Below are 25,656 nucleotides of genomic sequence, written 5' to 3'. Positions count from 1 at the left end.
TAATTATAATTTCTTAGTATTTAATAAAAATTAAATCTAGACATCAGTATACTATTATTTAGTGATACTGGTGTCTAGATTTAACACGTTGACTTACTTATGTAAAGTAAATACAATAAGATATAAAGGAATTCAACAATGTTTATTGATGATAAAAATCAAGAGTATTTCACTATAAAAGAAATACAAATCATGCAAAACAAAATCATAAAAAAAAATAATACTATTTATATAAAACTGCTTAGATTAGAAAAACAAGGAAAAATTATTCCCTATAAACCATCACAAAATATAGAAGCTTTTAAAAAATATGGAAAAAAAAGTATTAATTTATATCCCAAAGAACAAATTTTAAAATATTTTAAAATATCAAGTTTTTTAGAAAGCTACGATCCTAACAAATATTTCCCCAAGTATAATCTATTAGAATTGGTTAAAAATGCTATAACATTTGAAGAGTTTGCAATAAAAATATATAAAAATCCAATAATATTGCCTAGTAAGGCCTATTATTTTAAAATTTTAAAAAAAAAAATCCTAACTATGTCTTAGATCTGGATCAATATGGTTTATTTAAAACATTGAATAAAGATTATATAGAGAACATACTTGTTATTTTTAATGCAAAACCTAGAGAAAAAAGAACACCGATTAAATGTGACAAACTAAGCAGAAAAAATAAAAAAGAGAAAAGGGGTAAATTTTTTGGGTGGAAACTTTTCAAAAAATAACGTGGACAAAGCGATATTAAAAAACACTCTTAAATATTGCCGTTATAATATGTAATTTATTCAATGTACGCAAATAATGCAAAATTATTGCTAAATAAAAATGGAATTTTTGCAAAATTGAGATAGACTGAAATTTATCAGAAATTAAAGGGGAATTAATATTTTTATGACCGCATTAATAGTTTATTCATGTTTAACTATGTGTATAGTGTATTTTCGAATGCAACTCAAAACATCTTTTACAAGATTAATCAGATTTTGTAAAAAATGTTTTGCTATTTTTTTCTTATTAACAGAAATGTTGAAATTAATTTTCTATCTATTAATTATGAACAACAAGTTTTATATATTTATAATAATATTTATAGCTTTAATTATAATTAAAGCTATAAATATTATTATAAATATATAAAACTTGTTGTTCATAATTAAATTTATTATTTCTTAGAAGTTTCTATATATTCCATAATTAAAGTTCTTATAAAGCCGGATGCTGTTAATCCCTTTTTATCTAAAATAGAATAAAATTCAATCCAGTATTCATATTTCAATCCCACGCTTATTTGTTTGATCTTCATTTTCGATCTACCAAGCTTAATATTTGAGATATTGTTACCAATAACATCATTGTCAACACTAAAAGCAAATTTAGATTTACTAACATTTTGTTTAATAATTTCTTCTAAATCAACCTCTTTACTTATAGGCATAAAGCTTCCCCCAATCTTGAAAGTTCCAAGATAGATTTACTCTCGGGATAGTAATCAAAAACCGACTTTTTATACAGCTGAGATTCTGCTATTTTAGCATCTTGTCCAATCTCATAAAGATCATATCCAAAGGTTTTAAATTGTTTTAAGTGTAAATTGTGTCTTTTAAAACTTCTATTGAGCATATTGCAAATAATCTTCTCGTGTTTAACCTTTTTTCTATAAGATTTTAACAAAGAATCAAACTCTTCCTTAAAAATATTAATTCCTTCAAGACTTAAAAACTCTGGAGTCAATGGGGTAACAACTTCACACATTGCAAGAATAATTCTTCGCTCCCAAAGCTCAAAACTGGGAGACAAATCGAAAATCGCAAATTCAAATCCCAATTTTTCTAATTCCACACAAAAATCATCTATCAAGTATGGAAAATCCTGCAATTTATGTTGCACATCTCTTCTAAAAGTTCCGCTTGGAACACATGGCAAAATATAAAATTTTTTTGTATTTGTTTCAATGCTTGATCTATATCTATCCTCTTTAAAAAAGTATCTTTAATATCTAACCTAAGAATTTCATGATTAAGAAACCATGTAGAAGAACTTCCTTGCTGTATATCACAATCAACCAATACAACTTTTTTTGTTTTAGACAAATAGCTTGCAACATTACCACTTAAGGTAGTTTTACCAACACCACCTTTTTGAATATGAAATGCTATTTTTTTCATGAAAACTTCCTTTTAATTATTTTATATCATTTATTAATTATTTTATATCATTTATTAATTATTTTATATCATTTATTAATTATTTTATATCATTTATTAATTATTTTATATCATTTATTAATTATTTTATATCATTTATTAATTATTTTATATCATTTATTAATTATTTTATATCATTTATTAATTATTTTATATCATTTATTAATTATTTTAAATGGCTTATTAATTATCTCATGACATTCTTTTAGATTTTTTAATAACGTTGATTCACCAAAACATAATCTGCAAACTTTGCTTCAGGCAGCTCTTGATTTGGTATTTATATCTTTACAACATAAAATGTTACAACTGATGTAAGTCCGCCTAGCATCAGTTAATTTTAAAGTTATATTTTTAATAGAGCAATTGTTACATAGTTTAGTTAATGGAAGATGTCTATTTACTTTATGCAAAGAGAATCTATGTTATCCTGATTAATACGATGATTGTCTTACAAACTCACCCCATCCCAAATCATTAATGTGTTTTTCAAACATTCTTTTTTTGCATACCTTTAATTGACAATTTTTCTATTACTATTATTTTATAATTAGCTACAAAATAATAAGATTTTTATGTAAAAAGTATTTTCTTTGATTTATAATTTTATTATGTAGCTTGGCAACCCTTAATATAGATTAAGCTCTATTAGTAGAACCTTTTTGTTTTTTTGATAATTTTCTTTAGTATTCCTTAAGCTTATTTCAATCTTTTAGTAAATATTTAGAATGATTAGTTTCCTTATCTTCACTACTTACTAAAAAATGCCTCATGCCCGTATCAATACCAACTATTTCTTTTTTATTGTCTTTATCTGCTGTTTTATTGTTATTTTTAGTATTTAATAACTCAACTCTACCAAATGTAATATTATTAGTATCTTTTTTTGCTTCTACAGTTTTAATAAGTTAATTGATTATAGCACTTTCTATGTAAAAATAATTTTACAAATCTTATTTTTAGGTAGCTTTACACAATTATCTTCTATTCTTATTGAGCTTTAATAAGAATCAGTTCCAAAAGTTTATCTATTTTTCTTACTTTTTATATTTAGGAAATCCTTACTTTTCATTTCCTTTTTTAATTTATTTAAAAAATTAATATACACAGAGTCTAAGTCAATCCATGTACTTCAAAAAGCTAAACCATCAACCTTCTCTAAAAATAGAAATTCATTCCTTAGACTTACTTGTATTAATATTAAAATTTTGTTTATTTTTATTCATAATATAATCTTGCTTATAACTTAATATCTTGTTGTACAAGATATTACACATCCAAATACTTTTGAAAGATATTTTTTTTTGATAGGTGTTAGCATATATTCTATTCTTATAAGCTATATTATTACTCATACATTCTGTTATTTTATTCAGTACATATGTCACATAAGCTAACTTTTAATAATCATTCCGTATATTCTATTAATTATTGGCAATAATTAATAGATGTAGGCATAAATGCATGCATAAACACTGAGCTTTTATTTTTTCTTTATCAAATAATGTTAATATATGTTATTTATAGAAAAGAACCCTTAATCAATTCAATCATGATAAAGATCATATTTATTTATTACTAGAATTTAATTTCAATATTAAACTTTCTAAATTTATCAATAATCTAAGAACAGTAGATTTTAGACTTATGTGAAAAAATATTCCACTTATTTAGATAAGTATTGCTGTAAACTTTATTTTTAGTCTGGAGTTTATTGTCTTATCCTTACTGGGAGAGTCTATATTGATATCATCAACAAGTATATTCAAGGTCAAAATAAGTCTATGTGTTATTTTTTGATAAAAAAAATTTCAAAAATATGGTAATACTCAATTATTGAGATAATAATTGAGTATTAAATATTCTCCTTTTTTAAAATTAAAAGAATTTATTATCAATATTTACTTCATACCATACATTCTTTTAAATGAACCCCTTAAAAATAAGGGGTTTTCTTTTTTTGTCAAATAATTACAAATTCATCTCCACCTATAATTTCTATGAAATTATAGGTGGAGATGAATTTGTAAAGTAAATTAAAATATAATTTAATAATTTAAAAAAAATAATGAATGCTAATAGAGCATAAATATGGAATATATCCTAACACTAATCAAAAAACCTAATAAGAATAGAAGATGATTTTACCTTGATAAAGGCACGAAGCATTTTTTAGTAAGTAGTGAAGATAAGGAAACTAATCATTCTAAATATTTACTAAAAGATTGAAATAAGCTTAAGGAATACTAAAGAAAATTATCAAAAAAACAAAAAGGTTCTACTAATAGAGCTTAATCTATATTAAGGGTTGCCAAGCTACATAATAAAATTATAAATCAAAGAAAATACTTTTTACATAAAAATCTTATTATTTTGTAGCTAATTATAAAATAATAGTAATAGAAAAATTGTCAATTAAAGGTATGCAAAAAAAGAATGTTTGAAAAACACATTAATGATTTGGGATGGGGTGAGTTTGTAAGACAATTATCGTATTAATCAGGATAACATAGATTCTCTTTGCATAAAGTAAATAGACATCTTCCATTAACTAAACTATGTAACAATTGCTCTATTAAAAATATAACTTTAAAATTAACTGATGCTAGGCGGACTTACATCAGTTGTAACATTTTATGTTGTAAAGATATAAATACCAAATCAAGAGCTGCCTGAAGCAAAGTTTGCAGATTATGTTTTGGTGAATCAACGTTATTAAAAAATCTAAAAGAATGTCATGAGATAATTAATAAGCCATTTCTATAATCTTTTATTTAGAAATGCTAGGTCACATCACTTAATAAGAATCAAATTTTTTAGTTAATTTATGCTTTTTAAATTTTCATTTTTTATATTTGCTATAAACTTATTGGTTTAGACACTGAGTGTTTTTAGCAAAAAAAGAAGTCCCTACCCCTAATCTTATTTGGAGAGGATTAATAGGGGTGTTGGGGACTGTTGGTAGATCGTATTTCTACCTTATATATATAATATTTTATTTTTTTAATTTTGTAAATATTATTTAACAATAATAAATAATATTTATATTTTTAAGCAAAATGTTAAATATTAGATTCTTTTCGAAGATTTCCTTTTAATTTTTTAGTTGTGCTTTTGGATTTAGTGATCTGTTGTTGTGATTGGCTTTCAATTTTACTGATGGCTTTTAAAAGCTTTATTTGTCCTTTATTGGGGGTTTTTTCTTCATATTTAATCTTTAAAGGGTTTAATTTTTGATTTATCGTTTGAATCTCTTTAATTTCTGATTCAGTTGGTTCATAATCTATCCATTTTTTATCTATCCAGCCTTTTTCCCATTCATAGTAGCTTTCATTGAAGTTGGTTCCGCTTTGTTCGTCGAAGTGTCTTGCTAGTGCGGCAATTATTTTTGTGCTGTAAACAAGCATTTTTTTTGTTTCTGTTTTCGTAATAAATGTCTCGTAATCGTAATTTTCTCCGGATTGCATATTAACAATGTCAACTATAAGTTTGAAAGTATTTATACAATTCATTGCAATATTTGTGGATGAAGAATTAGGATCACTAAGGGCTTTAATATTAAGTTCATATTTTTTCTTTAAACTTGTGGGAATTTTGAAAAAGTCGATTATAAAGCCATTTATTTTTGCTCGATAATTAGCTTCATATTGAGAGTTTCCAAAGAAAGTGCCTTTTATACCTCCAATTGTATATTCATTATAGTTTTTTGTTATTTCTTTTTGCATTTTGATCCTTTAATATATATTATTATAATTGATTACATTACAATATAATATGATATATTAATTAATAATTAATATCAATTAATATACATTACAAACAAAAAAATGTTTGTAATTTTGTTTTTTTTCTAAATTGTTGTAAATTTTAACTTATCTTTAACCTTTAACCATTTATAAAAAGTCCTTAAGAGAGAAATTTCTTAGGACTTTTTATTAATAAGTAGATTTATTTTGACTTTGAATATACTTGTTGATGATATCAATATAGACTCTCCCAGTAAGGATAAGACAATAAACTCCAGACTAAAAATAAAGTTTACAGCAATACTTATCTAAATAAGTGGAATATTTTTTCACATAAGTCTAAAATCTACTGTTCTTAGATTATTGATAAATTTAGAAAGTTTAATATTGAAATTAAATTCTAGTAATAAATAAATATGATCTTTATCATGATTGAATTGATTAAGGGTTCTTTTCTATAAATAACATATATTAACATTATTTGATAAAGAAAAAATAAAAGCTCAGTGTTTATGCATGCATTTATGCCTACATCTATTAATTATTGCCAATAATTAATAGAATATACGGAATGATTATTAAAAGTTAGCTTATGTGACATATGTACTGAATAAAATAACAGAATGTATGAGTAATAATATAGCTTATAAGAATAGAATATATGCTAACACCTATCAAAAAAAATATCTTTCAAAAGTATTTGGATGTGTAATATCTTGTACAACAAGATATTAAGTTATAAGCAAGATTATATTATGAATAAAAATAAACAAAATTTTAATATTAATACAAGTAAGTCTAAGGAATGAATTTCTATTTTTAGAGAAGGTTGATGGTTTAGCTTTTTGAAGTACATGGATTGACTTAGACTCTGTGTATATTAATTTTTTAAATAAATTAAAAAAGGAAATGAAAAGTAAGGATTTCCTAAATATAAAAAGTAAGAAAAATAGATAAACTTTTGGAACTGATTCTTATTAAAGCTCAATAAGAATAGAAGATAATTGTGTAAAGCTACCTAAAAATAAGATTTGTAAAATTATTTTTACATAGAAAGTGCTATAATCAATTAACTTATTAAAACTGTAGAAGCAAAAAAAGATACTAATAATATTACATTTGGTAGAGTTGAGTTATTAAATACTAAAAATAACAATAAAACAGCAGATAAAGACAATAAAAAAGAAATAGTTGGTATTGATACGGGCATGAGGCATTTTTCAGTAAGTAGTGAAGATAAGGAAACTAATCATTCTAAATATTTACTAAAAGATTGAAATAAGCTTAAGGAATACTAAAGAAAATTATCAAAAAAACAAAAAGGTTCTACTAATAGAGCTTAATCTATATTAAGGGTTGCCAAGCTATATAATAAAATTATAAATCAAAGAAAATACTTTTTACATAAAAATCTTATTATTTTGTAGCTAATTATAAAATAATAGTAATAGAAAAATTGTCAATTAAAGGTATGCAAAAAAAGAATGTTTGAAAAACACATTAATGATTTGGGATGGGGTGAGTTTGTAAGACAATCATCGTATTAATCAGGATAACATAGATTCTCTTTGCATAAAGTAAATAGACATCTTCCATTAACTAAACTATGTAACAATTGCTCTATTAAAAATATAACTTTAAAATTAACTGATGCTGGGCGGACTTACATCAGTTGTAACATTTTATGTTGTAAAGATATAAATACCAAATCAAGAGCTGCCTAAAGCAAAGTTTGCAGATTATGTTTTGGTGAATCAACGTTATTAAAAAATCTAAAAGAATGTCATGAGATAATTCAATAATTAATTTCTATAATCTTTGATTTAGAAATAGTAGTTCGCATAGAGAAAACCAAAAATAAATTAAACTACTTGACATAAAACTCTTACTGGGTAATTTAGCACAAAAACTTTTAACTTATCTTAGCTAATAACTTCAATATCTGACGCAATCTCTACAAAATACCGAAAGAAATTTTTATCAGGAAATCTACAAAAAACAATTATATAGCTAAAATTTTTATAAATTTTAGACTTAATATATAAAAACAGTTTACTAAAATTACTCAAGACTGTTATCATATAATAAGTTATATAATGAAAAGAAAAACTTTTATATTCTTAGTGTTTTTGATTCAAAATTTAACAGCATATTCTCAAATCGCAAACTATGAATTTAAACAAACTAAAATTAAAAATATAAAAGGAATATTTATTAATTACAAAGTCTATCTAACAGAAAATTTAGCAATCGACAATGTAAAGACCTTAAACCATATTTCCACATTCAAAATCAATCTCGTTATTGACAAAAAAATTACATCTTCTATTAAAAATGAGCAAGATGTAATTAGAGCTGGAAATGAATGTGGAATCTTTTTAGAATTTCAAATTAATAACCACATATATTATGCCAAATTTTCATCAATAAAATACATTTTAAAAGCAATTGAAAGTTTTACCAAAATCAAAAATACAATTAATAATTCAGAAATTAAAAATCTTGAAGGCAATGGAATTTTTTTATACAAAAATGGTCTCTCATATAATTTAAAAACAGATTTTCAAGAAACCGCAATATTCGTAAATTTTCTTGGCTTTAAAGATAATACCGGAAGACCTTACTTTATCTTTTACCATGACAATATAGATAATAAAGACAAAAATTTAAAAACAATTTTAATTTCCTTTGAAGAGTTCCATAATGGAATAAGAGAAGGTTTATTCTTACTGAGAAACGAAAAAGCTATACTAGAATTCATCAATCTTTCAAAAGATTGACACAATAGATAGATAGATAGATAGATAAAAACAATTTTAAAGTTGATATCACTGCAAATTAATATCCTTCCTAGCAAATGGTCATTTAAAATTATTCAAACTCAAATCAACTCGCATCAAGTTCTTTAACTTTTAAATTGAAATCGTCCAAAAATTTTTTAAAAGGAATCTTACTAAAATTTACAACAACATCATTCCTAAACGCATAAATTCTAAATGCCGCTATATTATCATTACCTAAAGCGGCAAATTTTATAAATTCGCTTTCTGGAATAACAAATTTATAAATCTCTACCTTAATATTTTTTTCAGTAATCACTGTTGTATAATCATAAGGAAAATATGAATCATAAAAATCGTTATAATAAACAACACGTTCGCTATTCTCTGAAACCAATTCTCCTTTGGACTCAAACCTAGTATCTGTGATTATCTTTTCAAGCTTTATCTGACTAGAATTTCTAGTCTCAACTCTAACCAAAATAAAATATTCTCTTTTATTTTTCAACTTATCATATTTAATAGAAATTACAGATCTAAATATTCCATCTCTAGAATAATTTACCCCAATGTCATACTGGGAATCTAATACTTGAGAAAACCTATCATAAGCTATTTGATAAGTTTGACAAGAAATTAAAAAAAATACCAAAATAAAATACTTTACAATAAATTTTGCATTCATTAAAATCTCCCTTTAGTTTATCTTATATTTATTTTAAAAAAATTTCTCAAAATCAGAAAATTAAATAATATAGTCAATTCAAATAAAAACATTCTAATTTTACAGCTTGAATTAAAATTAAAAAACTATTATTATTAGGTGTTGTTCTCACAAAAACCAATTTAAAAGATTAGATTATGTCTAATCCCAATTTATATGAATTTCAAAGTGCATCTATAGGAGAAATCGTGTATACTGACCCAAGGTCAATCATTAGTACTTACTTTGTAAAAAACAAAAAAATATTCATTATCAACCCCATAGCTTTTAAATTTGAACTTAACTTTGAAAAAATTATTCAAACAAACTCAAAAGAAAATATAAAGCTCAAAACATTTAAAGGTGGAATTATTAATTTAAAATTAAGGTCAAATGAATTTCACAAATTACCAACAGACATTCTAAAAGAAAACCTTGAATTTTATATTAACTATGTAAGTGAAGAAAAGCTCAAAATAGTTTACGATATGATGGTAGTCAAAGTTTATACAATTAATTTAAAAGCTAGTAATAAAGATAAAATCTACCTAATCGGACTTAAAATACTTGGTTCTATTTATAGAAAAGAAAACATAGAAAATGCATTTACTCCTATTATAAAAAATAATAACACTTATCTTTTTAAAAACAAGGCAAACAGCCAGAAAGTCAATCTATTTCTAAAAGGCATCAATAAGACCATTGAACTTCCTTCTTTGACAAAAATCAGCTATTCAAACATTAAAGTTGTCAATAACACCGATATAAAAACTAATGAAAATTTAAATATAAACATTGAAACAGCAAATAGAATACTACTAAATCTAAGCACAAAAATCTACGAAGAATTAATTTTAACAAATTCAAACCAAATAAAAACTATCAACAATAAACAAAAAATTCTAAAAACGTTAAGATCTTTTATTGAAAATGAGAACGGCTTAGGAGGGAAGATAAGATTAATATTCTTAAAAAAAACAAACTTTTTGACTAAAAATTTAAACTCAAATAACTTAGACTTTATCTTAAATGACATCAATATTATACAAGAAAATAGCTTCATCAGGATTGATATTGCTTTGCTAGAGGATAAAATAGAAAAAAAATACTTAAACCAAGCTCCAAGTATAAACTCATTTCTTAAAAACATTATTTTATTGTAAATTTTTTGGTAAAATAAATTATTATAATCATCCCCAACTATATCATTTAATAACTTTTAACAAATATATTCTATCAAAAGTATTCAACATATAACCTAACTCCTTGAAACTAACACACAATATGTAATAAAATAAAATTAATGGGGTACTTATGTTAAGTATTAACGGTGTAAGACTTTATTCTTTAAAAGAATTCCAAAATATATTAGAAGATTCTTATAATCTTTCAATTAGCAAAAATACTATATCTAAAAAATCAAAAATTTTAAAATGCGCAATCCATGTGGACAACCGTCCTTACCTTTTAGAAGATTTTTGTACATATTTTTTAATGGACTTTAGAAGACCTAAACCTATAACAAATAGCATGAAAGAAACAATTCAACTAAGGATTGAGCAAGCAAAAAAAATAATGAACCGAAAATCTACAAAACATGAAATACAAATTGCTTCTAAACACATAGGTCATATTTTATAATCTATAATATTGACATTTTAAAAACATTGCTATAAAATGTGGTAAAAAGCTAATTATTTTGTTTGTAACACAATAAAGATTTAGAGCGCAAACCAAATAATTGGAAAAGCTTCTGAAACTACAACAAATTTCACTTCAGAAGCCAGGATGTTACAATGATAATAAAAATAAGAAATAATGTCAACAAAAATTTTAATAATCTTGCAACATTAGAAGAACTTATAAAGCACAACCAAAAAAACACAAATTCTAATTTAATAGAATTAAAGCAATCAAGACTAAAATCATATTTAACTAAAAAAAGAGCCATATATCAAAGAATACTCAAAGTATGTTGGGCAATTGAACTTAAAAACAAAGAATACTATAAATCTAACAAACTTAGAACATATTCCACAATAGAAATATACAACATAGTTAACAAATGTCTTGCAAAAGACAATCAAAAAACATCAATTAGAACCTTAGAATATGATATAGCATTTTTAAATCAAGTATTATTAATAAACACTAAACTAAAGCATTTAGGCAAAGACAAAGGCAGCTTTGCATTTTACATACAAAATAAAAATCTTTGGAAACACCGTTTTATAGTTATTCAAGAAGCAATAAATGAAGAAATCAAAGAGTATTTGAAAGACAAAAAAATAGTATCTGATTTTTCTAAAGAAATTGACAATGATATAAACAAGAATAATATTAAAAAATCAAAACCTAAAAGCTCAATTGCAGATGAATCAATTGCAGATGTTATACCTAAAGGTATAAAAGATATATATAAGATAAAGAATTCTATAAAAGAAAGAAATAAAAAAATAAACAAAATTTCCTATAAAGAATATATTGCAAACAAACTTGTGAAAGTCCATAAAATAAAGAAACTTCAAATAGCAAAAATACTAAAAATAAGCAACAATGAAAAAACCTATATAAATGCATTAAGAAACTTAAAGTTAGCAATAGAAAAATATGAAAAAGAATACAAAATTGAAGATATTTCAAATCATTTTATAAAAGAGTTTGAAAACAAATACAGTAAAAAAATATGGATGATGAACGCAAAAACAAATAAAATAAATGACTTTGATGAAATTTGGGAAACAAGATTTAAAAAAAAGTTCCTAAATAAAATATTGGAAGAAAACCATTGTAATAAACAAATAAATGACAAAAAAAATATTATTAGTTATAAAAAAAGAATAAATGTTTTTTTCTCCAATCACAGAGGTCTTAAAAGAATAAGCGAAATTAAAATCAATTAGAAAGCCGTTTTTAATTAATCCTGATAATTTTAAGTAATAGATATGACTTACTTAATAACTAAATAGAAAATTAATAGTAATTTATTAATAACAAAATAAAAGATTTTTCTATACTAAAAAGAGACTTTTGATTAGTATTTTATGAAAAATAGCAATATATTTTTTTGTCAGCTGTAGGTTTATAAATATTCTAGCAGGAGAAAATATGAAAAGAAATGTTTTATCAATATACACTTTAATATTGATAAATGTACTATCATGTCATATGAATAATCCTAATGAATTGGTAAATAAAGAAATAAAAAAGTTTTTAGAAAAAAGAAGGATTCAGAATTTATAGAGAAAGCTCAAAAAAATAGAGAAGTTGTTGAACAAAATGTGAAAGAAAAAACAAAGCAAATAATTCAGGCCGTTTCCATAGAGCCTGTTAATATAAAAAATAAGATGGTCTTAAAACCTACATATTATTCCCAAGAAGAAACAGAAATAAAAGAGGAATATTTAGTTCCAAGTACCGATGAAGAAAAAGAAGCAGAGAAAGCAATTAATAATGTGAAGAACATGTTTATAGGTAATGAATTTTCTAAATTGGTTGATGATGGGTATAAACTTAAAAATGAATATGACCAATTAGAATCTAGTTTTTACGATGTTTATATTGCACTTAAAAATAAAGTAGGTTCAAAAATTAAAAATGGACGAACGAATAGTTGGAGTGGTTATTTAAGACAGAATATAAGATCAAATAAGATTGAAAGACATAAACTAATTCAACTAATCAATCAGCTAAACGAGAAGAGGGCTGATGTTGATGAGCTTAGGAATAAATTAGAGATTGGAATTGACGAAAGAATATTTGCAAAATGCTTTTTTGAGCAAGCACAAGAAGCTTTAAAAAAAGCTATTATTGAGAGATTAAAAAACAAATCTATAAAGCTTTATCCAAAGAGAAATAATTTGGCAAAAGAGGCACAAAATAAAGTTAAGAATGCTTTAGATCAGTTAGAAACTTCTTCCTCTAAGATAAGTGAAGCAATAGGAAGAAAGAAAGAGATAGAAAAACTTATTCAAGAAGCAAGATCTATTCTAGAGTAAATTTTAAGAGATAAGAAAATAAAAAAATATTTTATAAGAACTAATATTCGAAATTAAAGTACTCTGCTAAAGGAAAACTTTTTATAATTCTATGTGAACTACTATTAGAAAATCAAAGATTATAGAAATAGCTTATTGATTTGTTTCTCACGATAGCCTTTTAGATTCTTTAAGAACGTATCAGGTTATCTAATAAAACATAATCTACAAATTTTGCTTTAGACAGTTCTTGAATTAGTTTTTATTTCTTTGCTAATAGTCCCTAAAGTTTAGAGCTACATTTATATCTCTGCAAAACAAAATGTTGTAACTGCTACAAGTTCACCGATATCACTTAATTTTAAAGTTATATTTTTAATAGAGCAATTGTTAAATGGTTCAGTTAATAGAAAATATCTATCTACTTTATGCAAAGAGAATCCATATTATTCTTATTAATACAATAATTGTTTTACAAACTCATACCATCTCGAATCATTAATACTTTTTTCAAACATACTTTTTTGCATACCTTTAATTGACAATTTTTCTATTACTATATTTTTATAATTAGCTACAAAATAATAAGATATTTAAAAAATTATTAATTTATAATATAATTTATATCGTTAAAGTGATTAAGATTAAATATAAATATGGACTAATTTTGAACATAAAAAGATAAAATTAGACGTATTTACCTACAATAAAGCTTGCTGCTTAACTATTTAATTGTGTTTTCTTATATTGCTTTGTGGTTTTTTTAAGTTAACTTTTGATTGTTAAAATCTAGGAGAATTGATTTATGAGTAAAAAATTTATTATTTCATTATTATCTATAATATCAACCTTCTTTTTAGTATTAGGTTGTGATTTGCTGGGAAACAACGATCAAAGCAAAATGGATGATATTTTCAATTTAGAAGAGAATCATAAGGATGATTTTGATCTTAAATGTATAAGTAAAAAAGATTATGTAGTTGAAAATTCTCAAATTAAATTAGATGTAAATAATAACAGAGGTAATTCTTATCATTCTAGAGTATCTAATGTTTCAAATTCCCATAGTAAAACCCATTCATATTGCATGACAAAATGATTAATTTTGTCAAAAAAAAGAAAGCGGAAGAATGGTTCGTTTACAGTCTAATTGTAAAAACTTTTAACAAAGATTAACAAAGAACTCTCTAACTAAATTTCTTAGAAATTTAGTTAGAGAGTTCTTTGTTAATAAATAGGTTTATTTTTATTTCGAATATACTATTTTTTTATGTTATCAATAAAGCTCCTCCAGTAAGGAGGAGACAATAGCTTCTAGACTAGAAGTAAGATTTATCGTAATGCTTACCTAAATAAGTGAAGTATTTTTCCTTATAAGCCTTAAAGATATTGTTTTTAAATTATTGATAAATTTAGAAAGTTGAATATTGAAAGTAAATTTCAGTAATAAATATGATCTTTATCATGGTTGAATTCATTAAGGGTTCTTTTTCATAAAGAACATATATTAAGTATTATTCGATAAATATAAAATTTAAGCTCAGTATTTATGTTTATATTTAGTAACTACTATTAACAACTAATAGAATGTATGTGATGATTATTGAAAGTTAGCTTATATGACATATGTACTAAATACAAGTGGTATAAAATAATAGGACTATAAGTAATAATATAGCTTATAAGTATAGAATATATTCTGATACCAACCAAAAAAAAATATTTTTCAAAAGTATTTGAATGTGTAACATTTTGTATAAAAAAAATTTTAAGTGATAATAATCTTTATAGAAGTTAAAAAGGGAAATAGAGAGCAAGGATTTTCCAAATATAAAAGTAATAAAAACAGGCAAACTTTTGGAACTGATAATCAATAAAGCCCAATAAGAATATAAAATGATTATTCAAATCCATCTAAAATAGGATTTGTAAAGTTCTGTATACATAAATTAAGGGTTGCTAAACTACATAAGAAAATTTTAAATCAAAGAAAATACTTTTTTGCATAAATACTTACTATTTTATAGTTAATTATAAAAATATAGTAATAGAAAAATTGTCAATTAAAGGTATGCAAAAAAGTATGTTTGAAAAAAGTATTAATGATTCGAGATGGTATGAGTTTGTAAGACAAGTATTGTATTAATCAGAATGATATGGATTCTCTTTGCATAAAGTAGATAGATATTTTCTATTAACTGAACCATGTAACAATTGCTCTATTAAAAATATAACTTTAAAATTAAGTGATATCGGTGAACTTGTAGCAGTTATAACATTTTGTTTTGCAGAGATATAAATGTAGCTCTAAACTTTAGGGACTATTAGCAAAGAAATAAAAACTAATTCAAGAACTGTCTAAAGCAAAATTTGTAGATTATGTTTTATTAGATAACCTGATACGTTCTTAAAGAATCTAAAAGGCTATCGTGAGAAACAAATCAATAAGCTATTTCTATAATCTCTGATTTTCTAATAGTAGTTCATAATATAATTTTTAATATGTTATATAATTTCCATTTTTATTTGTAACCGCCAATTATTAATGGGATAGATGTTAAGATAAAATTATATACCATTAATAATATTAATCTATTGCTAACTACTATCACTAAATAAAAGAGTATAAAAAAGCATTTTACTTATTACTAGAATTTATTTTCAATATTCAACTTTCTAAATTTATCAATGGTTTAAAAACAGTATCTATGCAGTATTTATAAGGTTTATAAGAAAAAATATTTATCTATTTGGTATTTATTATTGAAATACCAATAAATCAATTTGACAGACTTGTCTTTGCTTAAAAGTTTATTTAAATTATAGGTGAAAAATTATTTTGCAATCTTTAGTTAAAACGTTAAGCCTATCGTAATAAAAGATAGGCTTTTACAGTTATGACAATTTTAATAGGTAACTTAAAGATTATATATTGAAAATATGTCACTTTTTAGGTTATTTGCTTCTTTACTTTTTTCTAGAATTTGATTTAAAATTGTGGTTGCATAAGATTCAAGCTTAGTGGTATCTGTTTTTATTAGATTTTCATTATTTTGATAATCTAATAAAAGTTGGTTTAACATTTTTGAGACTATTGTTTTTGTAGATAATAATTTTTCAAATGAATTTTTAAGCTTTTCTAAATCTGAAATGTCTAGTTCTTCCAGAGTATCTTTTTTGGAATATAGGTAAACTGTCAATTCGTCTAGAGTGTTTCCAAATATTTTAAATATATTAAATAGGCCTTCTGTTTGGCTTGCCAAGGATATAATTTCTGAAAGTTTCTTTAATTCATTAATATCAATATCATTTAAGGTGGCGTAAGTCCATTTTCTACATTCTTTAGATCTCTCGGTATCAGCGGATATACTTTCTTTTGGTTCTGCTGCCCAAAACAAATTGCTGAAAGCCGATATTCCATATTGGTTCGAAGGTTCTTCTTCCAATTTTTTTACATATTTTTTCTATCCTCGTTAGCTTTTTCTATTAAATTTCTTAAATCATCAATTAGCGAGTTTTTTATTCGTTTATTTGGATTTTCTTCTTGATTTGAGCTTACTTCTTGATTTGAGCTTACTTCTTGATTTGAGCTTACTTCTTGGTTTAAGTTTGCTTCTTGGTTGGGATCTATTTTTTGATTTGAGTTTTCTTCTTTTTTAGATTTTAATCCCTTGTTATTGGATTTTATTCTTTTTTTACTAGATTTGTATTTCATATCCTTGTGATTGGTGTTAAAATCTGGATTGCAAGCATTTAAAAATAGAAAAACAAACATGCTTGCAATTATATTATATTTCATAAATATTCTCCTTATTTAAAATCTAAAATTTAAAATCTAATATAATTCAATATTTAATATAATTCAATATTTAGTACAATTCAATATTTAGTACAATATTTTACTGTACTAAATATTGAATTATTGGAATAATCATAAAAATATTTTCATTGCTAGAGGTAGGTTTTACAATATTTTTCATTTTAAAACTATTAAAATGAACTAGGCAAACTATTTTTATGGTACAATGAAAAAATATTTTATGAATTTTTAATATCAAATTAATGGAGTAGGGCTTTAAAAATTACTTACAGTGAAAATAATTTTATGAAAAAAAGTATAAGCATTTTAAATATATTTTTCTTTATATCATGTTTTTATTCTTGTTTTTTAGTACCAGAGTCTTTTAAAAAAATGTCGAAACTGGAATTTCGGGTTTTGAACTAATTGAAAAGGATAATGAAAAAGATATTAAAGAAGATAAGAAAAATATTCCTTCTATTGATAAAGAATCTATGTTGATTGAAATAAAAGAGGGAGAAGTTTATTGGGGACTTTTTGCAGGTTATGTTACATGGGCAAAATCTGGTAATTCAAGAGTCATAAAAGACAGATATAATAATTTAATTAAAGATTTTGAAGGACTTAGGTATTCTTATATTTTTTCACCCATTCGATTTAAAATTTCATGATAGTTTAGCTATACTTATCATATTAATGATAATAACTATAAAATACTGGGAAGTAAAGAGCCCGGTTGGTTACATTAATTCATATAATTTTGGGGTTTTTAGTGATGACTTAACAAATTCCTTTAAACTTCTTTATAAGAATGATGAATATAGCTATATGTTTGCATGTCTTACTATAAAAGATAGACAAACTAATAAAGATAAAATATATGAAATTGCATTAAATCCAAGGCTATTTATTGATACTTATTAAGCTAATATTTGCAAGTATCCAAATTTATCAAACGAGAAATTGAAGCTTTCTATTGATGAATGATAAATAACCCAATGACATTTTTAACAAATTGATTTCTTTTTTATAGGATGCTAGAAGCACCGTAAGAAGCAAAATAGAAGATAGTAATAGAATAATTAGTAAAAATACTATAGAAGTTAGTGGTATTGGGATGATTTAGAAAGATTAAAAAGTTATTTAAAAGAAATTAAAGGATTTTTGAAAATTATGAAAAGAAAGGGATAGCTTTTTTTCTAAAGCTATAAAATGTGGAGCTTTGATGTATTTGATCCGAAATAATACTTAATTAATTTTTTAATATAAATAAATCAAGAAGATATTACTAAAACATGTTATAAGACAGATGCTTTTTTTAAAAATACGTTTCTAGTTAATTAACGTAAAAAAGAATTACAAAATATTACTAATATATACTCTTTATGTAGACTGCAAACTCTTTATTTTTAATATCTTTAGTTTTAAAATCCATTATGATGCATAGCTATATTTTTATAGCTATAAACATTATTTTCTTTAATTTGTAAAAGTTCTTTAGTTTCTCTATTGCTTTCTTTAAAAATCACTTTGCTAAAAGTAACTTTTTCACCATTTTATAACAATATTTTTAAAATAATAAACTTAACTTGAATTGTTAGCTTAGTTAAGTTTATTTGTTCTTAAATAATTCTCGTATCCTTTTATTAAAGACGAAATATAGTCTTCTCCTTTTTTATTTTTTAATACCTTAAAGTCATTAAGTAAAACTCCAAAATCTTCTTTGGTTAATGAATAAAGACTAGCTACAATAAAATTGTTTTCATTTTCTTTTTCTTTAAAAAATTCATCTTGAGCATCTAATTTTAGCATTTTATTAGCCTTTTCTTTGCTAAACTCAAAATGTTTCAAGTAGAGTAAATTGGAGAAATTTAAAGGATCATTTTTGGCTATTAGTAAGGAAGTGTTTTCTACTAAAGTTAAATATAGTGGATTAGCTAAAATATCTTTTTCTTCGGGTTGAGGCATTGGGCATTGATATAGACATGATTTTACAATATCGGTACTTAAAGCAAATCTTCTTATTAAATAGTCAAATGTAAATGAATTAAAAATGGATATAATAAATAATTTTTTATATAGTGATATTGGTATTTTCTCATAATTTATATATGTTGTAGAAACACAATGACAATTTTTAGGAGACAATGTGCTAATCATGGTTCTTTGATCTGTATTTCTTGCAATTCTTCTATACAGTATTCTTTCAGTTTGATATTGATTATCTTCAGTTAATACTTTTTCTAAGTCTTCTTTATCTATCCATAGTAATTTGGAAATTTCTTTTGCACCTTTATCTTCAAAAAATCTTGAATTAAACTGATGAATATTTGCACCCTGATAAAGAAATATAAAATTTTTATTATTATATTCCTTATACAATGCTTTATACTTTGTTAAATTTAACCCTACTCCAAAATCAATATATTCCTCACTAAGAATATTAAATTGACTAAACATTTTGTTAATTAAGCTAAATTCTTTATTGTCTTTAAATTCTATTATTGATTCTTGAATAGGAGATAGCTTTTTAATTTGTTCTATATTTAATTCAATCCCTTTATAAGGATTTTCTTTGATGTCTTTTAAATCCCTAGTTATTTCTTTTAAAATATTATCACCACTCTGAATCATGAATTTTGCTTTAAAGTTTGATGTGGGAGTTTTATTATTACTTAGTTGAAATATTGCAAATTTAAAACGAGAATCTACATCATGAAATCTTTTTTTATTTTCAAATTGATAAATATAGTTAAGCTTGTAGTTATTAAAAATATGTTTTCTTAGCGCTCTAGAACTAGATTCGCTCCAAAGACTAGAAGGGGTTAGATAAGTTAAATTGCCCCCCAGTTTTATTAATTTTAAATTGAATGAAGTAAAGTATCTGAAAAGATTTGGATCTCCACCACTAGTAAAGTCTTTAAAATTAAATTTATAAATATTGTTAATAATAGTTATACTATTTTTTTCTTTATTGTATTCAATATTTAAAGGGTGATTATCTTTGCTAAGTATTTCTTGCTTTATTTTATTTTGTTCTTTTATGTTTAATTTTCTGTAGCTAGGAATGTGTTTTGAGAAAAATTCAGATTCATCAAACTTGGTTTTTTCCCACGGAGGATTTCCAATTACAATATCAAATCCTTCCTGAATATCTGGAAACTCAATTCCATAGTGGAAAAATTTATAGTAGCTACTTAATTTTCTAATTTTCTCTATTTTTTCTTTATCTTCACCAAAAGTTTTATTGCTCAAGATATTTTCAATTAAACTAATTACGCCTGCAATGTCACTAAATTCTATATTTAAAGATTTATCAAAAGATAATGAATAAAGTTTAATTAAAGAAAATATTATTCTTAAATTATCTGTATTTTCACTTTTCTCATATTCCTGGTATATCTTTTTAGATTTTTCTATATTTTCTTTAGTATTATCGTTAATACCTTTAATTTTTGATAGCTATTTTCTAAAATAGTTGTAATTTCTTTAATTCTTTTTTTAAATAACGAAAATCCACTTTCAAATTTCTTTTTTGTAATATCAAAAAATTCATCTTTAGTATATCCTAGCAGGGCATTTCCTACTTTTATATGATGCTCAATAAAGCTTAGTGGTGTTCCAAAAATAAAGGTGTTAATCCATAAACTTAGCATAGTAATTTCAACCGAAATAGGATTAATATCAACCCCATAAATACACTTCTTTAGTAGCATCCTTTTAAGTACCAATTCTTTACTTATACTATCCCGAACATCATATTCTTCACTTTCTTTGAGGATAGCTCTATATTCTTTATCAAGCTCTTTTTTTACATCTTTAAATTTATCTAGCTGATACCATACTTTTTCTGTTAAGTAATCTAGACAAGAAATTAAAAAATGACCTGATCCACAAGAATTGTCAATGATTTTTATGTCTAAAGGAGACTTGGTTTTAAGTTGTTCTTCAATTGATGATGTAACCATAAAATCAGTTAAATCATCTGGAGTATAATATGCTCCACTTTTTTTTCTATCAAGGGATCTAGATGTAAGATAAATGTTATTTTTAAGATATGTGGCAACTTTGTTCACTTTTTTGTTTTTAAGCTCTTCTTCAGTGCGAATTAGATAAACTCCGTCTTCAAAAATGCGATGAACAGTAGTATCTGCAATTCTTAGGTCATATTCAAGTAAAGTTTCATATAATTCTCCAAAACTTTTAGGATCTAGCTTTGAATATTTTACAAATTTTTCATCTTTAATATTTTTTTCTTCAAAGAAAAGTATTTTAACCAGTATTTCTTCAAGTTCACTAATACTTAGTAAATTTTCATTATTTAAATATTTAACCTTATCTTCTGCAAATAATCCCCCGTTAAATACAGGAAATTTTATTGCATCACTTCCTTTATCAAGTAAATTGAAAATTGTTATTATTTTTTTATATCCTAATTTTTTTTTTGTATTTTCATCATAAAAAAAATATCTAAAAGATATAGAAGATCTATATAGTTTGTTTTCTTCTAATATTTTCTTAAATATGTCGTTATCTTCAATGTATGCAATAAAAAATATTCTTAAAATAAAAATAATTGATTCTTCAAGTATGCTAGCCAAAATATGTTGAGTAATTTCTTTGTTTGATATTTTAAATTCTTTGTCATATATATTTTTTGCAATTTTAAATACTATAGAGTCGTCAGGTTTCTCATAAAGTATCTCCCTTAGAGTTTTTTGAATTATTTCTTTTTCTTTAGCTATTTGTTCTTTTTCAACTTCTATTACATTACTTCTTTTTAAGTATCTTTCTTTTCTTATAAGGTAACTGAATAAAACAAACCATTCTTGTTCTTTGTATTCTTCTTTTTCTTCAATTTTAGAAAAATTAAATTCAATATATCTTTTTTCTCCATAAAGTACTTTTGATTTGTCATATAATCTCCATGCCTCTCCATTTGAAAGTATTCCATAATGTTTTTGATATTGATTTAGATATCTATATAGCTGATCTTCTGCTTCTTTTACGTTGTCTTTGTTATCAAAATTAAATGATGGACGTTTAACTTCTGCTATAAGTAAGATATCTTCGGTTGGAATAGGTTCATTATTTTTTTTAGCTTCTTTTAATTTTTTATTAAAATCAACCTTGTTTTTATCATTTTCAAAAAGTAGTATATCTACTCTAGACTTCACTCCTTCTATTTGCCCACCTTTTTGTTGTTCCACTGAATAATTTAGTTCTTCAAATATAGATTTTAGCAAATATTCTATATTTGCTTCTGTTGAATTATCATCTATTGAAGAAAGTTTATTTTTTACAAAAATAAAAAAGGTTTTTAGCTTATTAACATTTTCTTTTTTATAAGGTCTTTTGCTAGTTCTTTATAAAGAGATATATTTGGATCATTTGTTTTTACAATGTCATTAGTTTGCATTTATTATCTAAAACTATCTAGAAATTCATTGTTATTGTTTTTCTAAATTTTGCTTTGAACTTTCTAAATCTTTATCACTTGTATAATTTTTGCAAGAACTTACTAATACAAAAATAACACAAATAAATAAATATTTTTTATTTATTTATTATCATCTTTTAGATTTTAAAAATATATCAAAACCCCAAATTTACAATTTTTATAGCTTTAAATAAAGATAGAAAATTTGATATATTCTTAACAACATAATGAATCAATATTCCATAAAGTTGAAAGTAGTACCATTTGGGGGGGGATATTCTAAGATAAATTCACGGTTAATAATGTTTTAATTGATAGTTTGCTAAACAACACGGGTAAAATTGAAAAGGCTTTATTGTATTTAAAGTTCGACGATTTTGATTTTGATGTAAATAAGAGAATTTTTCCTTATTTACTCTATTATAATGCTATTATAACATAAACATAGATTTTATATCATAGATCTAACTGGAGTGTATTTTGATACACTCTCAATATATTTATTTATATCAATAGTTGTTATACTTTGCTAAGATTTTTATCTTTTACAAGCTCTTTAAGTGGTACAATAAGATCAATAGGCACTACTCTCCTTTTATTAAAAATCATTACTACTTAGAGTATGGCATAAGGCATGAATTCCTTAGTTGTTGCTAACGATATAATTAGAGATGCTACATATTTCAGTAGATTTGGAGCTTGGAATATGTTGTTTTCCGCTTTATGTCGGTTAGTTATTATTTTTATTTCTTTTTCTAATTTGTCGAGATACTTTTGGAATAAGTCTATATTCATAGACTTATTAATAGAAAGACAATTATTTTTTGTAATATGTTCATTAAATATCTTGTACATAATGTCCCTAGTATAGGGTACAACATTCATTATGTTCTCTTTCTATATGGCCTTAGGTGCAAAGAGATTTTGCAAAAGTAATGAGCATTTCTTTGTATATGAGATAATAGTTTTGATTATATAGATTTATAAATGATTAGAGGATAAAGAAAAAAGGTTTGAGGCTAATTATATTAGCCTCTACTTTTTTTATGTTTTGTTATTTTTCTAAGATCAATGTTAAGTTTTCCATTAAGGTTATTCTTATGATATAATTACTTTCGTTCTGAAAAAGTTAATAAATTTGCCTTAAGGAGTGATCAATTTTTGAATAAAGAGTACAAAATTTTGGATAATGGGTTTTTAAAGCTTGTTGATTTCATGGGAGATGATAAGAGAATAGTTGAGTCCGCTAGGATTTCTTATCGTGGAGACAGCGTTAAAAGGAAAGATGAGGAACTGATTGATTACTTAATAAGAAATGGACACACAAGTCCACTAGAACAGGTGGTTTTTACATTTCATGTTAAAGCTCCAATATTTGTTGCAAGGCAATGGATGAGGCACAGAACCGCAAGGATTAATGAAGTTTCTGGATGCTACAGTTTGGCAAGAGAGGAATTTTATGTTCCTTTAGAAGAAGATTTAAAGTGCCAAATTTCTACTAATAGCCAATCTAAAAGAGAGTTTAATTCTTTGGAAAAAAGTTTATTTGAGAAAATAAAACATCATCAAAAACATTCTTATGAGCTTTATCAAGATATGGTCAATTCTAATGTTTCAAAAGAACTTGCAAGAATAGTTTTGCCTTTGAGTTTATATACCGAATGGTATTGGCAAATTGATTTAAATAATCTTTTCCATTTTATTAAATTGCGATTAGCTTTAGACGTTCCAAAAGAAATTAAAGAAAATTCACCAAAAGAAATGCGTGAATATGCTAAAGCATTAATAAACATAATAAAAGAAATTGTCCCCATTTCTTTTAACAGTTTTGAAAATCATTTCTTAAAAGGAAAGAGATTTTCTAGTAAAGAGATAATAGCAATTGTAAATGCTTTGGATTTAAATAAGCTCAATATGGATGCTAAAAAATTGGACTTATTGAAAGATAAATTAGGAATTGATTGATTTTTAAGTGTATATTGTTTTCATTTATTGAATAAAATTTAGAAAAATTTTGAATTTACAGTCAAAATGCTTGAACTTATCAATTTTTAGATCAAGTTTCCAGAAGGTTTTTTATATTCTATTATGATTATTTTCTTGTAATAAGAATTATTAATGGATAATATTGCTTATTACAGCAATATTATCGGTTTGGTTTAAAAAAAAGAATGTAATAAATCTCCAAAATTTTTCATTTAAAGTAATAAAAATTGAATATCTTAAAATTATATTTCTTTTTTGATTAAAGATAGGTTTTTCTATGGAGTACTATTTTCTACCGAACAGCATTTAAATCAAAAAAAACGGCATTCTCAATTTAATTTTTAGAAATTATCAATAATTCTTAATAAATCGTCCGCTTTTATTATGTATGTTGTATGAAAATAATTAGTATCGGTTTGAAGGAAAGTCATTTGTAAGTATCTGTATTCGTTAACGCTATTGATATAAATATCAGGATTGTCTTCTTTTTTGTTTTTGATTTTCTCTAATATCTTTAGCCCTGAAACTTCCTCCGTATTGAATTGAATTTTTCATTCTAGCTATATCCTCTTTTTTAATTTCCAGAAGTTTTTTGGTTTTTTCATTAAGGATAATTTTTCTGTCAACTTGTTTTTCTATTTTCAAGATAGTTTTGATATAAGGGGTTCCCTTATAGTATAAATTGATTTATCAATCGCTATTGACCCTACTTGTAAAGGCTTGGATTTCGTTTGAAAATTGAATATCTTTCCGAGGCTTATATTTTTTTGATATTCTTTATTTAATACGCTTAGTTGATTTTTTTGTTCAGATAAACCGCATGAAAAGAATAACAAAATAATAAGTGTTAATAATTTGTGCATTGTTGTTAAGCCTCCTTTTTAGCTTGCAAAAACTAATCCCCTCGAGGAGATTAGTTTTTGATACTTTTCTTCTAAAATCCTAATTTTTTAAGTTTTCGATTTTTATGGTTAAAGTTTGGAGTCAAAATATCTATACTAGTTAAAAATTAATA

General features: G+C 24.1%; 18 protein-coding genes and 6 pseudogenes. 13 read left to right on the top strand and 11 right to left on the bottom strand.

Going from position 1 to position 25,656, the window contains the following annotated elements; translation table 11 throughout:
• Window positions 1-138 precede the first annotated feature (138 nt).
• Window positions 139-552, top strand: a complete 414-nt coding sequence (locus tag QIA21_RS00260; RefSeq protein WP_301392652.1) for a hypothetical protein — start codon at window positions 139-141, stop codon at window positions 550-552.
• 616 nt (window positions 553-1,168) lie between these two features.
• On the opposite strand, the gene QIA21_RS00255 is transcribed toward QIA21_RS00260, so the two are convergent.
• From QIA21_RS00255 to QIA21_RS00240, 4 genes are all read right to left on the bottom strand, one after another.
• On the bottom strand, window positions 1,169-1,441 hold the full coding sequence (locus QIA21_RS00255; protein ID WP_301392651.1) for a hypothetical protein: 273 nt from the start codon (window positions 1,439-1,441) through the stop codon (window positions 1,169-1,171).
• Window positions 1,432-1,845: a ParA family protein gene (locus tag QIA21_RS00250; protein ID WP_418905517.1), complete on the bottom strand. Its 414-nt coding sequence runs from the start codon at window positions 1,843-1,845 to the stop codon at window positions 1,432-1,434. The genes QIA21_RS00255 and QIA21_RS00250 overlap by 10 nt, the downstream gene beginning before the upstream one ends.
• 14 nt (window positions 1,846-1,859) lie before the next feature.
• On the bottom strand, window positions 1,860-2,171 hold the full coding sequence (locus QIA21_RS00245; RefSeq protein ID WP_301392647.1) for a ParA family protein: 312 nt from the start codon (window positions 2,169-2,171) through the stop codon (window positions 1,860-1,862).
• 1,211 nt (window positions 2,172-3,382) lie between these two features.
• Window positions 3,383-3,565, bottom strand: coding sequence for a helix-turn-helix domain-containing protein (locus tag QIA21_RS00240; protein WP_363323793.1), 183 nt, complete (start codon window positions 3,563-3,565; stop codon window positions 3,383-3,385).
• 193 nt (window positions 3,566-3,758) lie between these two features.
• On the opposite strand from QIA21_RS00240, the pseudogene QIA21_RS00235 reads away from it, so the two are divergent.
• Window positions 3,759-3,863: pseudogene (locus QIA21_RS00235) on the top strand (IS200/IS605 family transposase); the annotation flags it as partial.
• 1,409 nt (window positions 3,864-5,272) lie between these two features.
• Here QIA21_RS00235 and QIA21_RS00230 read toward each other — a convergent pair.
• Both QIA21_RS00230 and QIA21_RS00225 read right to left on the bottom strand, forming a co-directional pair.
• Window positions 5,273-5,935: a hypothetical protein gene (locus QIA21_RS00230; protein ID WP_301392645.1), complete on the bottom strand. Its 663-nt coding sequence runs from the start codon at window positions 5,933-5,935 to the stop codon at window positions 5,273-5,275.
• 350 nt (window positions 5,936-6,285) lie between these two features.
• A pseudogene (locus QIA21_RS00225) lies at window positions 6,286-6,390 on the bottom strand (IS200/IS605 family transposase); the annotation flags it as partial.
• Window positions 6,391-6,583: 193 nt separating this feature from the next.
• Between QIA21_RS00225 and QIA21_RS00220 the strand changes: the two are divergent.
• Window positions 6,584-6,691 (top strand): helix-turn-helix domain-containing protein, encoded by a 108-nt coding sequence (locus QIA21_RS00220; protein WP_301392644.1) that lies wholly within the window; start codon window positions 6,584-6,586, stop codon window positions 6,689-6,691.
• A 1,361-nt stretch (window positions 6,692-8,052) separates the two neighbouring features.
• Window positions 8,053-8,736 carry a hypothetical protein gene (locus QIA21_RS00215; protein ID WP_301392643.1) on the top strand — a complete coding sequence of 228 codons (684 nt, stop codon included), beginning with the start codon at window positions 8,053-8,055 and terminating at the stop codon, window positions 8,734-8,736.
• A gap of 106 nt (window positions 8,737-8,842) precedes the next feature.
• Here QIA21_RS00215 and QIA21_RS00210 read toward each other — a convergent pair whose 3' ends face one another.
• Window positions 8,843-9,421, bottom strand: a complete 579-nt coding sequence (locus QIA21_RS00210; protein WP_301392642.1) for a hypothetical protein — start codon at window positions 9,419-9,421, stop codon at window positions 8,843-8,845.
• Window positions 9,422-9,597: 176 nt separating this feature from the next.
• Here QIA21_RS00210 and QIA21_RS00205 point away from each other — a divergent pair, with 176 nt between their 5' ends.
• The 7 genes and pseudogenes from QIA21_RS00205 to QIA21_RS00175 all read left to right on the top strand — a co-directional run bounded on the left by QIA21_RS00205 (window position 9,598) and on the right by QIA21_RS00175 (window position 15,778).
• Window positions 9,598-10,602 carry a hypothetical protein gene (locus QIA21_RS00205; RefSeq protein ID WP_301392640.1) on the top strand — a complete coding sequence of 335 codons (1,005 nt, stop codon included), beginning with the start codon at window positions 9,598-9,600 and terminating at the stop codon, window positions 10,600-10,602.
• A gap of 151 nt (window positions 10,603-10,753) precedes the next feature.
• Window positions 10,754-11,080 (top strand): hypothetical protein, encoded by a 327-nt coding sequence (locus QIA21_RS00200; RefSeq protein WP_091973809.1) that lies wholly within the window; start codon window positions 10,754-10,756, stop codon window positions 11,078-11,080.
• Window positions 11,081-11,235: 155 nt separating this feature from the next.
• Window positions 11,236-12,342, top strand: coding sequence for a plasmid maintenance protein (locus tag QIA21_RS00195; protein ID WP_301392638.1), 1,107 nt, complete (start codon window positions 11,236-11,238; stop codon window positions 12,340-12,342).
• A 205-nt stretch (window positions 12,343-12,547) separates the two neighbouring features.
• Window positions 12,548-12,682, top strand: coding sequence for a hypothetical protein (locus tag QIA21_RS00190; protein WP_301392636.1), 135 nt, complete (start codon window positions 12,548-12,550; stop codon window positions 12,680-12,682).
• A gap of 38 nt (window positions 12,683-12,720) precedes the next feature.
• Window positions 12,721-13,437: a P12 family lipoprotein gene (locus QIA21_RS00185; RefSeq protein WP_301392634.1), complete on the top strand. Its 717-nt coding sequence runs from the start codon at window positions 12,721-12,723 to the stop codon at window positions 13,435-13,437.
• 784 nt (window positions 13,438-14,221) lie between these two features.
• Complete coding sequence (locus QIA21_RS00180; RefSeq protein ID WP_301392633.1) at window positions 14,222-14,515, top strand: DUF5425 family lipoprotein; 294 nt, start codon at window positions 14,222-14,224, stop codon at window positions 14,513-14,515.
• A 563-nt stretch (window positions 14,516-15,078) separates the two neighbouring features.
• Window positions 15,079-15,778 (top strand): annotated as a pseudogene (locus tag QIA21_RS00175) (zinc ribbon domain-containing protein).
• Window positions 15,779-16,334: 556 nt separating this feature from the next.
• Here the strand turns inward: QIA21_RS00175 and QIA21_RS00170 are convergent.
• A pseudogene (locus QIA21_RS00170) lies at window positions 16,335-17,215 on the bottom strand (virulence associated lipoprotein).
• A gap of 494 nt (window positions 17,216-17,709) precedes the next feature.
• Here QIA21_RS00170 and QIA21_RS07605 point away from each other — a divergent pair.
• Window positions 17,710-18,139, top strand: a pseudogene (locus tag QIA21_RS07605) (BB0158 famile outer surface lipoprotein).
• Between the two features lie 678 nt (window positions 18,140-18,817).
• On the opposite strand, the pseudogene QIA21_RS00155 reads toward QIA21_RS07605, so the two are convergent.
• Window positions 18,818-22,634, bottom strand: a pseudogene (locus tag QIA21_RS00155) (Eco57I restriction-modification methylase domain-containing protein).
• 636 nt (window positions 22,635-23,270) lie between these two features.
• Window positions 23,271-23,540: a hypothetical protein gene (locus QIA21_RS00150; RefSeq protein ID WP_418905515.1), complete on the bottom strand. Its 270-nt coding sequence runs from the start codon at window positions 23,538-23,540 to the stop codon at window positions 23,271-23,273.
• 276 nt (window positions 23,541-23,816) lie between these two features.
• Between QIA21_RS00150 and thyX the strand changes: the two genes are divergently transcribed.
• Window positions 23,817-24,620 (top strand): FAD-dependent thymidylate synthase, encoded by an 804-nt coding sequence (gene thyX / locus QIA21_RS00145; RefSeq protein ID WP_301392629.1) that lies wholly within the window; start codon window positions 23,817-23,819, stop codon window positions 24,618-24,620.
• A 492-nt stretch (window positions 24,621-25,112) separates the two neighbouring features.
• On the opposite strand, the gene QIA21_RS00140 is transcribed toward thyX, so the two are convergent.
• Window positions 25,113-25,286, bottom strand: a complete 174-nt coding sequence (locus QIA21_RS00140) for a hypothetical protein (RefSeq protein ID WP_301392628.1) — start codon at window positions 25,284-25,286, stop codon at window positions 25,113-25,115.
• Window positions 25,287-25,656: the final 370 nt, after the last annotated feature.

The sequence above is a fragment of the Borreliella japonica genome, from assembly GCF_030438115.2.
Classification (GTDB): Bacteria; Spirochaetota; Spirochaetia; order Borreliales; family Borreliaceae; genus Borreliella; species Borreliella japonica.
The sequence above is the reverse complement of the archived record's forward strand: the minus strand, read 5'-3'. Positions and strand labels throughout refer to the sequence as shown.

What these genes read in the sequence shown, in the direction of transcription:
- QIA21_RS00195 (WP_301392638.1), top strand. Translation starts at nt 11,236, where the DNA reads ATGATAATAAAAATAAGAAATAATGTCAACAAAAATTTTAATAATCTT.
- QIA21_RS00205 (WP_301392640.1), top strand. Translation starts at nt 9,598, where the DNA reads ATGTCTAATCCCAATTTATATGAATTTCAAAGTGCATCTATAGGAGAA.
- QIA21_RS00190 (WP_301392636.1), top strand. Translation starts at nt 12,548, where the DNA reads ATGAAAAGAAATGTTTTATCAATATACACTTTAATATTGATAAATGTA.
- QIA21_RS00245 (WP_301392647.1), bottom strand. Translation starts at nt 2,171, where the DNA reads ATGAAAAAAATAGCATTTCATATTCAAAAAGGTGGTGTTGGTAAAACT.
- QIA21_RS00230 (WP_301392645.1), bottom strand. Translation starts at nt 5,935, where the DNA reads ATGCAAAAAGAAATAACAAAAAACTATAATGAATATACAATTGGAGGT.
- QIA21_RS00260 (WP_301392652.1), top strand. Translation starts at nt 139, where the DNA reads ATGTTTATTGATGATAAAAATCAAGAGTATTTCACTATAAAAGAAATA.
- QIA21_RS00240 (WP_363323793.1), bottom strand. Translation starts at nt 3,565, where the DNA reads ATGAGTAATAATATAGCTTATAAGAATAGAATATATGCTAACACCTAT.
- QIA21_RS00200 (WP_091973809.1), top strand. Translation starts at nt 10,754, where the DNA reads ATGTTAAGTATTAACGGTGTAAGACTTTATTCTTTAAAAGAATTCCAA.
- QIA21_RS00255 (WP_301392651.1), bottom strand. Translation starts at nt 1,441, where the DNA reads ATGCCTATAAGTAAAGAGGTTGATTTAGAAGAAATTATTAAACAAAAT.
- QIA21_RS00150 (WP_418905515.1), bottom strand. Translation starts at nt 23,540, where the DNA reads ATGAATGTTGTACCCTATACTAGGGACATTATGTACAAGATATTTAAT.
- QIA21_RS00210 (WP_301392642.1), bottom strand. Translation starts at nt 9,421, where the DNA reads ATGAATGCAAAATTTATTGTAAAGTATTTTATTTTGGTATTTTTTTTA.
- QIA21_RS00215 (WP_301392643.1), top strand. Translation starts at nt 8,053, where the DNA reads ATGAAAAGAAAAACTTTTATATTCTTAGTGTTTTTGATTCAAAATTTA.
- QIA21_RS00180 (WP_301392633.1), top strand. Translation starts at nt 14,222, where the DNA reads ATGAGTAAAAAATTTATTATTTCATTATTATCTATAATATCAACCTTC.
- QIA21_RS00220 (WP_301392644.1), top strand. Translation starts at nt 6,584, where the DNA reads ATGAGTAATAATATAGCTTATAAGAATAGAATATATGCTAACACCTAT.